The organism is Frigoribacterium sp. PhB118, assembly GCF_003751725.1.
Classification (GTDB): Bacteria; Actinomycetota; Actinomycetes; order Actinomycetales; family Microbacteriaceae; genus Frigoribacterium.
This window is the reverse complement of sequence record NZ_RKID01000001.1, coordinates 243,407-254,897: the sequence shown is the minus strand read 5'-3', so window position 1 is coordinate 254,897 and position 11,491 is coordinate 243,407. Positions and strand designations below refer to the sequence as shown.

Genomic DNA, 11,491 nt, shown 5'->3' with positions numbered 1-11,491 from the left:
GCATGCGGCCGAGAAGCAGAACGTTTTCGGGATAAATCCTGCATCACCTGCGTCTTGCGTCGCGACCTAACAGCGCTTCTCAAGCCCAATAGCCCTCCCGACCTCCGCCTTAGACGGCTCGTGGAAGTGCTAGCCAACGCAGATCGACCCGAAAGCATTTACACGTGGATGCGACCCGCAGATAGCCCTTCCGCAAATCTGTTGCGCCTAATAGGCAATCGTGCGATCGAACTCACTCACGCCGCCTTCGATGGCCTAGTCGACAAGCCGTCTGCGAGACACATGCGGGCGATCCTTGTGCATCACCACATCCTCCCGGATCAGGGTGACCCCGAACTCGCTGTCTTTGAGCAATGGCTCGCCAGGCGGCTCGACCAACTTTCCTCGACACCAGAGATCCACTCCCCCATCGAGCGATTCGCCCGTTGGCACCACCTCAGGCGCCTGAAGGAGGCGAGTGCACAGTCGACGAACATGAACTACGCGACTCGAAGTGCGAAACAGGAAATCACCGAAGCAGGAAAGTTCCTGAAGTGGCTTCGCGAAGAACACGGTTGCCTCGCGTCGCAGATGAGCCAAGTCCACATCGACCAGTACCTAGCCGAGGGGACTTCCACACGAACGCACATCCGTAATTTTGTTCGCTACATGTCGAAGGAACAGACGGTCAAGGGGGTTGACGTCAAGCACCGGGAAGCTCAGGCCACTCCCCTACTGACGCAGAACGAGCGACTCGCGTTCATTCGCCTCCTCATGGAGGCCGAGAACGTAGGAGTGTCGATTCGGGTTGCCGGACTGATCTTCCTCCTTTACGGCACTCCAATTGGCAGGCTCTCGCGTCTGACAGTTGATGATCTCATCGTTCGCCCTACCGGCATGACGCTCAAGCTGGGCTCCGAAGAGGCGCCTGTCCCCGAAGAATTTGTTCCCTTGTTCTGGTCGCACATCCAGGCACGTGAAGGGCAGCAGACGGTAAACACCGGCACGCGTTGGCTGTTTCCCGGGTCAAGAGCTGGTCAGCCGCGCTCTCCTAACACATTGCTGGGAAAGCTTCGAAATTTGGGCATGGACGTGCAAGGAATCAGGAACGCGACCCTGAAAGATCTGGTCGCGGAGGTGGATCCCAAGTCTCTGGGCAAGATGCTTGGCTACAGCAGGTCCACTCTGAGCCGACACGCCACGGCGGCGACCATCCCATGGATGTCGTACGTAGCGGCAAAAAATCCCCACTACGCAGTGGAGCGAGGCACCCCACCGGTCGGACCTCCGCTGCGTGGCTAAAGGGTCAAGTCGGAATAGGGAGCCGGTCGAGTTCAGGTGTTAGGGATGGCCGGCAGAACCCGCCGACCGCGGCGCGACCCTGGATGAATAACTGCTGCGCGAGTGCCAGACGCAGCCGCTACCTCACGAGTAATCGGCCTGATCCTCGCAGGGGCCCCGTAAGGGCTCGCCTTGAGCCTCACCGCCCGGACACTCACTCATTCGTGGGCGTGAGGTGCGATGGCGTCCGCAGGGTCCCCCTCGTAGAGATGCCGAACAAGGTCTTCGAAACTTAAATCAACGGCATTCGCAAGATGGAACCATGTTCGCAACTGCCCCTCACGTTCTCCATTTTCGAGGCGCTGCACGGTTCGTCGAGCGATCCCCGATCGCTCAGCGACGACATCGTAAGAGAGCCCCTCAACTTTTCTCTTGCGTGAGAACGCCAGTCTCATGGCGGTCACGTTTGGTTCTCGATGGGCTGACACTGCTCCGACCTTGCAGCCGCTAGCCCTGTAGCACGACGACCAAAAGGACGCTATTTTGGCCCCATGTCGAACACGAGCGCGGTGGCGGAGCAATTTCGCGACCTGGAGCAGGCGATAGAGGGGCTAGGTCTTCCCCTGGATCGCACGGTTGCCGAACTAGCAGCCCTCTACCGGGCTCTCGCTAAGCCTTCCCAACTGGATTTGGACATGCGCCATCTGCAGCTGGAGTGGCTGGGCGCCTACGACCTCCCGCACCCTGGCCAGATTGGCTTTTCGCGAGAGGCCATGATGAGTGTCCTGTCGCGATCCGTGGGAATCGAAGCCGTCGAAGCATTCGAGCTACAGGACCTCCAGAGAGGCATGGGCTTCCCAGCCTCACAACTACGCGCGTTCGTTCGCGACGGTCACTTGTGGGCGTACGGCGAGGCAAGTCTCAAGTTTCCGAGGTGGCAGTTCGTCTACGACCGCGATGGATTCCCCCGGGGGTTTATTAGTGATCGTTTGAGGATCGTCGTCGCAGCCATTCCGGGCGACGCGAACCCAGGCCTCGTCAGGTCCCTGATGACCCTGAGTTGCCCCGCCCTTCCAAGTATTCGAGGTCGCGAGGTCAGCCCAAGAGAGTATTTGCTAGCTGGAGGGGCGCCGAGCGCCGTCGCCGCCGTACTGCTCCGCTACCTGGAGGCAGACCTTGAGCAATCTTGCGAAGTCGCGAACCGAGTCAGCGAATGGGCTTGAGCCATCAGGCACGGACCCCGCTGGCAACGCACGCGGCTGCAGCCGCGGTTACGTCTGGAGGGGCCTTCGAGGAAAGATTCGTCGCCATAGCCGGCGATTGGCATAGCAACCGGGCAGCCGCTCGAAGAGCGATGCGATTGGTGCATCTGCACTCCCCCGAGGTGGTGACGTTCCTCCATCTCGGGGACTTCAATTTGGGATCGGAAAAGCCTTGGGCTGCCTATAGAAAGTTTCTGGCAGAGGCTATGCGCGAGTACGGCGTCCGACGCATGCTGGTCACACCTGGAAACCATGACAACTGGGAGCGATTGGCGCCCCGCTTCGCCGAGGAGCCGAACACCCCCTACTCCGTACCTCATCTTGAGTCAGTCGCCTTTTTGCCCCGGGGCTACCAGTTCTCGCTTGGCGGCAGATCGTTCCTTTCGTTTGGGGGTGCCGCTTCTCCCGACCAGGAGAAGAGAGTCAGGGGTAAGGACTGGTGGCCTGAAGAGGAACCAACTCGAGCGGAAGCCGACTTGGCCGGAAGCACGCGGGGAGTAGATGTATTGCTTACCCACGAGGCGGTCAACGGAGGTACCGCCAAAGTTGACCGCGTCCTAGCCAACCCGAATCTTCGTCTTTTCTCTGAGGAAGGCCTTCGAGCGTCCAGTCGATCGCGGAGCATGGTCACCGACGTCTGGCATCGGACAATGCCCCGCATCCTCTTCCACGGCCATATGCACGTGAAAGCCGAGCGTCGCTTACCCGATGACCGGCGGGTCTACTCGTTGGCGGCCGACGAAGTGGACGGCAATGTGGGAATTCTCGACCTCGGCGACCTGTCCTGGACGTGGCTTGCCTAGCACCTCGTGGCGAAACGACATCGATCTCGGCCTTGTTTAAGCGGAACTATAGATTTATAGAAGCAGATGTCCGCCACCGGAAATGTTCGTCCAGGGGGCCTCTTCCGGACGCTGCCTCGGCTGCGGCCCGCCGGATGAAATGATCCCCCAGTGTTGGTTGGGGACAAAGGCCAAATCAGGTGGCTCGGGGTGCAACCAGTTCGGCAAGGAACCAACCTCGCGCCCGTCCTGACTGATCTACTCGACTACCCTTGTGCGACAATCCGCTCGCCAAGCTCGGTGTGGCCGTGGGCAAGATTCCGGCAGTGGGCAGCGCGTCGTTAGCAGATCCTGCGCACTTCGTGGCGGGAAGGGACTTAGCCGAGGGACGCAGAACACGGTCGGCAGCGTAACCAAAACGCGAACGTGCAAGGCGCAAGCAAGACCACGAACAGGCGCGCCGAAAATGTACAGCCTAGAACCGTCGCCTGCGTCTCATCCATTCCTGGCCAGGGGAAGCCGTGTCAAAGTCGGTCCTAAGGTCCCGGGCGGGCTAGTTCAGAGTCCACCGTGCTCGCCAGGTCGAAAGCTACAGCTGGCCGCGTCGCCGCCAGCGAAGGGATACCTGCGACTAACTGGTCGAAAAGAGTCTGAAGGCCGGGCAGCGGGGCAGTGGAGCCCAGAACACGATCCAATGCCCGTCTTGCTACGGACACGGGGTCCATCTCCGCCGTAGCCATCAGGTACGCGAGGGCGCCAACACCGTCGCCAGCCGGGCGCCCGAGGCGTTCCGCGCGAGGGGCGACCAGTTGCGCCAGTCGCGTCTCGTCGAGGTCGTACTCATTCCGTAGCGCATCACGCAGTGCATCTGCCGCAATGGAGACATCGCCCTCGTCACTAAGCAGATCGGCAATGGTCCGCTCGCGAGTGGTGACGGGCAGCCCGTCGACAATTTCGATGTCGCGGGGGTCGAGATCGCGCCAGGAATAGGAGACGGCACCTGCGCCGCTCTGGCGGCGGCCCGGGACGATGATCCTGTAGGGGGCCGGGTAAACGTCACCCATGCCGTGGATCCTTGCAGCGGCGGCGGAGGCGACAACGGCGTCAGGGCGGGGCATTGCTACACGTTCGGGCGCGAGCGCCTCGGGGTTTGTGGACAGCCATGCTGCGCGGAGATCATCCAATGGGCTCGTCGGGGCCGCGGCGAGGCGGTAGATGCCGTAGTGGTCAGTGCGCTCCAGCACGCCGGCTCGAACGCGATAGGCAAGGTTCGATCGGGCGACACCGTGCACGCGTGCTTGAGCAGTCGTGATCATTCCCCATTGGGTGCCTGCAATGTCAGCGATGCGCCGTGCGATCGAAGCAGGCTTCATGCTTTGAGAGTATCACTCAGCTACACGATGAGAGTCATGCTCCAGCTGACAGCCCTCCCAAGCTCAATAGGAAGCAACCCAGGTGACGATGCGCTCCTTGTGGGGCGTGGCGCACTTAGTCGCGTCGGCCTGCGTCGGAGTTTTTACCTCGACGGCCGCGGCGTCGGCCCTTTTGTCGCCCAGGAATTGTGCCTGACGAACCAGCTCTTGCACTGGCATACCTTTCATCACGATGGCCACTCGTCCGGCTCGGGGCGCAGGCGGCCCGTCAAGGCCGACAGCTCGGCCTCGTGCTGGATCATCCACGCGACGGCGCTGTTCAGGCTGTCCTCTCGTCGTAACCAGGGCCGGCCGCCGGCATCGTCTCGGCCGTGGGCGTAGCAGTGGTAGCCAATGCCGCCCAGCTCGGGGCGCGAGAGGACGTACCCAAGGGGTGCAGAGCGCACCCGGCGGACTTGCCAGACACCGAACTGTCCCGGTGCCGGCGGCACCGCGTACGGGTGCGTTGGGATCGGCCGGCGCAGAATTTTCGCCGCGACCTCACCTGATCCTCGAACGCCCACGGCGGAAGAGTACGGGGCTCCTCCGTCATTCCTCTGCTGCTGATCTCAGGAGACAGGAGCCGCCGGCGCGGGCGCCAGGGAAGGGTCAGAGGCAGCAGAAGTAGAGGCTGGCATCTCCCCGTCATCGTCAGCTACAGGGGTGCGCCACGCCCGCACCATGTCGTACTCGGCAGCGTTGGAGAGGTGCCGGACGAGGTATTCGACCCAAGCCGGCGTGTAGCTGTACTGCTTGAAGGTGGCGTTGTAGACGCAAAACTGGGGTTTGGTTTGAGCAGGATCGCTGGCACCAGGAGCCGGTCGCACACCAAATGCCTTCCAGGCTTGGGAGTGCATGTAGCTGTTGAAGTCCGCGTCGAGCCGCTCCGCTACTTGCTCCACTACCTCGCTGGCCTTGTAGCGATTTAGGTCCTCGACCGGCACGTGCTTCTCCCGGATGATGGTCCGCACTTGCTCCACGGAGGCTCGCTGTTCGTCCGTCAGGTTTTCCTCGCGAATGAACGTCATCGACGCGTCAGCTTCACTCTTAGGACCGGTGTGGGAAATGAGGTAGACGCGGAAGTCGAAGCGCTGATCTGCGCTGAGGCCGGGATCGAGGCTTGCGTCGAAGTCCTGCACCCAGTCCAGAACTCCCTTCGGCACCTGTGCTCTCACCAACTTGACCGCCTCAGCCGCGTCTCCGGTGATCGTGGAAACGAACAGGGGAAAGCGAAGCTCTGATCCAAGCGCCTCGGCCTGGCCAAACCACTCGACGAGTGTCTGCTCATAGTTGATGAGGAGGGCTTGCGTTCGGCCCGCGACAAGGGCCGCGATTTTAGCTTCATGCCGGTGCTCGATCTGGTTGCGGAGCCCCAGAAAGAAGACGATGTTGCTTCGTCGCGGGTCAGTCTCGACAAGCTGTTCTGCGAGCAAGGTCCGCAGAGGCTTGTACAAGTAGCCACCCTCGGGGTGCTTCTTTCGCCAGCCGCGTTCATCCTTGACGATCAAATCCCCACCGGCCTGCTCAGTCCGTGCCTGAAGGAGCTTCATCCAACCCAGATTCATGTGGACGATGAAGGCCTCTAGCTGTCGTTCATTGCCGGACCGGTTGTAGAGGTCAACGGCCAACAACACCTCAGCCTTTGAGGATTGGAGGGTGTGCCACCATCGACGCCGCGCTGCCATGGAAGTGAGCCTATGTCGTCGTTCTGCTTGCCCCCGGCGTCCGTCAGATGATCGGCTACCGGACGCGCGGGGGTGTAAGGACCTACGCGGTGACGAGGAGCTTCCCGAGAGAGTCGAGAGCCCCGGGGACAAGGGCGTAGTACGCCCAGATGCCGCGTTTGTCGCGGGTAAGGATGCCGGCGTCGACGAGGACCTTTAGGTGGTGCGACACGGTGGGCTGGCTGAGCCCTAGGGGCTCGGTGAGGTCGCAGACGCATGCCTCGGCCCCCTCATGCGCGGCGACCATCGATATGAGCCGGAGCCGGGCTGGGTCGGCGATCGCTTTCAGGCTGCGGGCCAGCTTCTCGGCGTTCTCCGCGTCCATCGCCTCACGGGCCAGCGGTGCACAGCACGCGGTCACGTCCGTGAGGGGCAGGAGTTCGGCAACGGGCATGTGAACACTCTTCCACACAGATTGACAGTCGTCGATGGGTTGGGGCAGGCTCAACACATCGACACTCATCGATCTATGGAGTTGCATGACGACCACCCCAACCGCGCCTGCCCGGCTCGGGACCACTGACCGCTTCCTCCCCCTGTGGATTCTCGCCGCCGTGGGCGCGGGGCTGCTGCTGGCGGTGTTCGTCCCGGCGTTCGGTGAGCTGCTGCACTCGTTCCAGGTGGGACAGGTGAGCGTCCCGATCGCGGTCGGGCTACTGGTGATGATGTACCCGGTGCTGGCGAAGGTCCGCTACTCCGATACCCGCGCCGTAGCCGGCGACCGGCGCCTCCTGGTGTCGTCGCTGGTGATGAACTGGGTCGTGGGGCCGGCGCTGATGTTCGCCCTGGCATGGGTGTTCCTCCCCGACCTGCCGGAGTACCGAACGGGGCTGATCATCGTCGGGCTCGCCCGGTGCATCGCCATGGTGCTGATCTGGAACGACCTCGCCTGCGGCGACCGAGAAGCGGCCGCGTTCCTCGTGGCCCTGAACTCGGTGTTCCAGGTCGTCGCATTCGCCGGCCTCGGCTGGTTCTACCTCCAGATCCTCCCCGCCTGGCTCGGGCTCCCCACAACGAGCGCGTCGTTCAGTATCTGGTCGATCACCCTCAGCGTCCTGGTGTTCCTCGGCATCCCCCTCCTCGCCGGCTACCTCTCCCGCCGCATCGGGGAAGCGACCAAGGGGCGCACCTGGTACGAGACACGGTTCCTGCCGAAGATCGGACCCTTCGCCCTCTACGGCCTGCTGTTCACGATCGTGATGCTGTTCGCCCTCCAAGGCCAGCAAGTCGTCGACCGGCCCCTCGACGTCATCCGCATCGCGGTGCCGCTGCTGGTGTACTTCGCCGTCACGTTCCTCGTCGCGTTCTTCACCGGACGGGCGATCGGCCTCGCCTATGAGCGGACGGCGACGCTGGCGTTCACGGCCGCGGGGAACAACTTCGAGCTGGCGATCGCGGTCGCGGTCGGCACGTTCGGGGCGACCTCCGGCCAGGCCCTCGCCGGCATCGTCGGCCCCCTGATCGAGGTCCCGGCGCTCGTGGCGCTGGTGTACCTGTCCCTGTGGCTCCGGCCACGCCTGTTCCCCTCCCCCGCCCCGGCAGCGCGCGTCGCTGAACGGGTCTGACACCCACCCGAAGGAACCCGTCATGAGCACCAAGCCCACCGTCCTGTTCGTCTGCGTCCACAACGCCGGCCGCTCCCAGATGGCCGCCGGCTACATGCAGGCCCTCGCCGGCGACCGCGTCGACGTCCTCTCCGCCGGCAGCGAGCCCAAGGACCAGATCAACCCGATTGCGATCCAGGCCATGGCCGAAGAAGGCATCGACATCGCCGGGAACCAGCCCAAGGTCCTCACCACCGAGGCCGTCCGGGACAGCGACGTCGTGATCACGATGGGCTGCGGCGACGCGTGCCCGATCTTCCCCGGCAAGCGCTACGAGGACTGGGAGCTGACCGACCCCGCCGGCCGCGGCATCGAGGACGTCCGCCCCATCCGCGACGACATCAAGGGCCGCATCCAGGCCCTCCTGGCCGAAATCGCACCCGCGACCGCCTAACCCTGAGCTGCGAGGAGACAACGATGACGGACCTGACCACGAGGCGCGGCCTGCCGGGCCTTGCCTTCCCCGAGGACGCACTCAAGCGTGCCGCGGGCGACCTCACCACCCGGTTCGAGGGCATCTTCGGGCCCGAGACCATCGAGCGGTACGTGCTCGAGTCCTACACGGCGCTCCTTCGCACAGCGCAGGTCCGGGCGCACCTGACCACCAACGCGACCCGGTTCGCCGTCGACCGGCTGACCGCCCTCGGGCAGGCCACCGGGGCGATCGAGCGGACGGTGCCGGAGGTGCTGTTCGTCTGCGAGCAGAACGCCGGCCGCTCCCAGATGGCAGCCGTGTTCACCAACGTCCTCTCGGGCGGTGCCGTCCACGTCCGCTCGGCCGGGTCCCTGCCGGCCCGGGACCTCCACCCTGTCGTCGCGGAAGCGATGCGGGAGCTGGGCCTCGACCTTGACGAGGCGTTCCCGAAGCCGCTGACCGACGACGTCGTGCAGGCTGCCGACGTCGTGATCACGATGGGCTGCGGCGACGCGTGCCCGATCTACCCCAGCAAGACCTACCGTGACTGGCACCTCACTGACCCCGCAGGGCTCCCTATCGAGAAGGTGCGTCTCATCCGCGACGACGTCCGCAAGCTCGTCGAATCGCTCCTGACCGAACTCGGCATCGAATCGAAGGGCCTCCCCGCATGAGCCTCACCCTCTCTGTCCCGCCCCGTACCGACGCATCCACCCTCGCCGGGCTCCCCGTCGCCGTTATCGGCGCCGGCCCCGTGGGCCTCGCGGCCGCCGCGCAGCTCCTCGAACGCGGTATCGACGTCGTGATCTATGAAGCTGGCCCGAGTGCCGCGACGGCGGTCCGTGCGTGGGGGCACACGCGCCTGTTCACCCCGTGGGAGCACCTCGTCGACCCGGCCGCTGCGCGCCTGCTCGACACCACCGACTGGGAGGCCCCGGCAGCGAAGAAGCTTCCCTACGGCGCTGACTTCGTCCGCGACTACCTCGAACCCCTCGCCGCGACCCCTGAGCTGTCGGGCTGCATCCGGTATGGGCACCGGGTGGTCGCGGTGTCCCGACAGGGCATGGACCGCACCCGCTCCACCGGTCGTGCCGAGACGCCGTTCCTGTTGCGCCTCGACCACGACGGCGAGGTGCGCGACGAACTCGCCCGCGCCGTCATCGACACCTCCGGCACCTACACGACCCCCAACACCCTCACCTCCTCCGGGGTCGGCCTCTCCCACGGCGACGACGTCGCCGGCAGCATCAGCCACGCCCTGCCCGACGTCCTCGGCCAGGACCGGGACCGGTTCGCCGGCCGGCACACGGTCGTCGTCGGCGCCGGCCACTCGGCCGCGAACACCCTCATCAAGCTCGCGGCCCTCGCCAAGGAAGCCCCCGGGACGACGATCACGTGGGCGATCCGCAGCAGCACCCCCGCCCGGGTCTACGGTTCCGCAGCCGACCAGCTCGAAGGCCGCGGCGACCTCGGCAGCGCCGTCCGCGACCTCGTCCGTGCCGGCGCGATCGCCCTCGTCGACCGGTTCGAGGTCGACGACGTCACCAAGACCGACGACGACGTGCAGCTCGTCGGACGTCGACGCGGTGACCCCCTGACGGTCGCCGCGGACGTGGTGGTGAACGCGACCGGGTTCCGCCCCAACCTCAACATGCTCCGCGAGGTCCGGGTGTCCCTGGACGAGATCGTGGAAGCACCCCGGCAGCTCGCACCGCTGATCGACCCGAACCTGCACTCCTGCGGCACGGTCTACCCGCACGGGGTCGCAGAGCTGGGGCACCCGGAGCCGAACTTCTACATCGCCGGCGTGAAGTCCTACGGCCGTGCCCCGACGTTCCTGCTCCTTACCGGCTACGAACAGGTCCGCTCCATAGCCGACGAACTCGCCGGCAACCACGAAGCCGCCCGCCTGGTGCAGCTCGAACTTCCCGACACGGGTGTCTGCTCGACGAACCTCCCGGACGCCTCCGGGTGCGCCGTCGACGGCCCGGCAGCAGGTGGGTGCTGCTCGTGAGCGTCACCGTCCGGGCCATGACCCCGGACGACTGGCCCGCCGTCGAGCGCATCTACCAAGAGGGCATCAACACCGGTAACGCCACCTTCGAGACCCGCACCCCGACCTGGCAGGCGTTCGATGCCGGCAAGCTCGCCGCGCAACGGTTCGTCGCCGTCGAGGACACCACGGGCACCGTGCTCGGCTGGGTGGCGGCGTCTGCGACGTCGGCCAGGCCTGCGTATGCAGGTGTCGTCGAGCACTCGGTCTACGTCGCCGCGGCGGCCCAGGGACGAGGAATCGGATGGGATCTGCTGGCTTCGTTTCTGAACTCGGTGGATGCCTCGGGCATCTGGACCGTTCAGTCGTCGATCTTCCCCGAGAACGGGGCGAGCCTGGCCCTCCACGACCGGGCGGGGTTCCGCCGAATTGGGACGCGGGAACGGATCGCACGCTCCGAAGCAGGCCCTTATGTCGGCGTGTGGCGCGACACCGTTCTGATCGAACGACGCTCACCCACCGATCCCTCTTAGGCGCTAGTGCGGAAGACGCACTCGGTCGATCACCGCTCAGACCGGTCAGGGCACTCGGCGAGATCGTGCTCGGCACGAGCGAGACGCGACCGGAGCCGGTCGAGGCGCGCCTGCTTCTCCTCGATCTGCCGTACCTACTCGGCAAGTAGTGGGCGTAGCGCTTCCCGGACGCCGGTGTAGGACGTCGATTCCATGGTGCTGAGGTGTGACCTGATCTGATCGAGGGCAGACCGAGTTCCTTACTGGCCTCAATCACATCGAGCCGGTTGAGAACGTCCGAGCTGTAGTCCCGGTATTCGTTCGAGGCTCGTGCAGGGGTCAGGAGCCCGATGAACTCGTAGTACCGGAGCGCCGTTGGGGGGATGCCGCTGCGCCTACTGACCTCGGAGATTCGCACACCGCGACCCTAGAGCTGCCGACGCCGCTTGAATTTCAAGCGGCTCGAACCTCTACCGTCACTCACGTACCTTCCCGTGTCATCGAAACGGTGACGACTAACCCACCGA

The 11,491-nt window shown here is 64.6% G+C and carries 13 protein-coding genes and 1 pseudogene; 8 read left to right on the top strand and 6 right to left on the bottom strand.

Going from position 1 to position 11,491, the window contains the following annotated elements:
* The first annotated feature begins 282 nt into the window (after positions 1-282).
* Complete coding sequence (locus EDF21_RS01115; protein WP_233568312.1) at positions 283-1,281, top strand: hypothetical protein; 999 nt, start codon at positions 283-285, stop codon at positions 1,279-1,281.
* A gap of 197 nt (positions 1,282-1,478) precedes the next feature.
* Here the strand turns inward: EDF21_RS01115 and EDF21_RS17205 are convergent, their stop codons facing one another.
* A complete protein-coding gene (locus tag EDF21_RS17205) occupies positions 1,479-1,715 on the bottom strand; it encodes a helix-turn-helix transcriptional regulator (RefSeq protein ID WP_123570039.1) in 237 nt (78 codons plus the stop codon).
* A 96-nt stretch (positions 1,716-1,811) separates the two neighbouring features.
* Here EDF21_RS17205 and EDF21_RS01105 point away from each other — a divergent pair, with 96 nt between their 5' ends.
* On the top strand, positions 1,812-2,483 hold the full coding sequence (locus tag EDF21_RS01105; RefSeq protein WP_123570038.1) for a hypothetical protein: 672 nt from the start codon (positions 1,812-1,814) through the stop codon (positions 2,481-2,483).
* Positions 2,474-3,325, top strand: coding sequence for a metallophosphoesterase (locus EDF21_RS01100; RefSeq protein WP_123570037.1), 852 nt, complete (start codon positions 2,474-2,476; stop codon positions 3,323-3,325). The genes EDF21_RS01105 and EDF21_RS01100 overlap by 10 nt, the downstream gene beginning before the upstream one ends.
* A gap of 515 nt (positions 3,326-3,840) precedes the next feature.
* On the opposite strand, the gene EDF21_RS01095 is transcribed toward EDF21_RS01100, so the two are convergent.
* From EDF21_RS01095 to EDF21_RS01080, 4 genes are all read right to left on the bottom strand, one after another.
* Positions 3,841-4,677 (bottom strand): type IV toxin-antitoxin system AbiEi family antitoxin domain-containing protein, encoded by an 837-nt coding sequence (locus EDF21_RS01095; protein WP_123570036.1) that lies wholly within the window; start codon positions 4,675-4,677, stop codon positions 3,841-3,843.
* A gap of 63 nt (positions 4,678-4,740) precedes the next feature.
* Positions 4,741-4,917: a hypothetical protein gene (locus EDF21_RS16620; protein WP_158612827.1), complete on the bottom strand. Its 177-nt coding sequence runs from the start codon at positions 4,915-4,917 to the stop codon at positions 4,741-4,743.
* 368 nt (positions 4,918-5,285) lie between these two features.
* Positions 5,286-6,401 carry a DUF3644 domain-containing protein gene (locus EDF21_RS01085; RefSeq protein ID WP_123570034.1) on the bottom strand — a complete coding sequence of 372 codons (1,116 nt, stop codon included), beginning with the start codon at positions 6,399-6,401 and terminating at the stop codon, positions 5,286-5,288.
* An 82-nt stretch (positions 6,402-6,483) separates the two neighbouring features.
* Positions 6,484-6,834: a metalloregulator ArsR/SmtB family transcription factor gene (locus EDF21_RS01080; RefSeq protein WP_123356741.1), complete on the bottom strand. Its 351-nt coding sequence runs from the start codon at positions 6,832-6,834 to the stop codon at positions 6,484-6,486.
* Between the two features lie 85 nt (positions 6,835-6,919).
* Here EDF21_RS01080 and arsB point away from each other — a divergent pair, with 85 nt between their 5' ends.
* The 5 genes from arsB to EDF21_RS01055 are packed head-to-tail and all read left to right on the top strand — an operon-like array spanning position 6,920 to position 10,985.
* Positions 6,920-8,005, top strand: coding sequence for an ACR3 family arsenite efflux transporter (arsB, locus tag EDF21_RS01075; protein WP_123570033.1), 1,086 nt, complete (start codon positions 6,920-6,922; stop codon positions 8,003-8,005).
* A gap of 22 nt (positions 8,006-8,027) precedes the next feature.
* The gene (locus EDF21_RS01070; RefSeq protein ID WP_055811500.1) at positions 8,028-8,438 is read left to right on the top strand and encodes an arsenate reductase ArsC; all 411 of its coding nucleotides are present in this window, start codon (positions 8,028-8,030) and stop codon (positions 8,436-8,438) included.
* A gap of 23 nt (positions 8,439-8,461) precedes the next feature.
* Positions 8,462-9,133: an arsenate reductase ArsC gene (locus EDF21_RS01065; protein WP_123570032.1), complete on the top strand. Its 672-nt coding sequence runs from the start codon at positions 8,462-8,464 to the stop codon at positions 9,131-9,133.
* The gene (locus tag EDF21_RS01060) at positions 9,130-10,473 is read left to right on the top strand and encodes an FAD-dependent oxidoreductase (RefSeq protein WP_123570031.1); all 1,344 of its coding nucleotides are present in this window, start codon (positions 9,130-9,132) and stop codon (positions 10,471-10,473) included. The genes EDF21_RS01065 and EDF21_RS01060 overlap by 4 nt, the downstream gene beginning before the upstream one ends.
* Complete coding sequence (locus tag EDF21_RS01055; protein WP_370274416.1) at positions 10,470-10,985, top strand: N-acetyltransferase family protein; 516 nt, start codon at positions 10,470-10,472, stop codon at positions 10,983-10,985. Before EDF21_RS01060 ends, EDF21_RS01055 begins: the two co-directional genes overlap by 4 nt.
* A 235-nt stretch (positions 10,986-11,220) precedes the next feature.
* On the opposite strand, the pseudogene EDF21_RS17200 reads toward EDF21_RS01055, so the two are convergent.
* Positions 11,221-11,382 (bottom strand): annotated as a pseudogene (locus EDF21_RS17200) (MerR family transcriptional regulator); the annotation flags it as partial.
* Between the last annotated feature and the right edge of the window lie 109 nt (positions 11,383-11,491).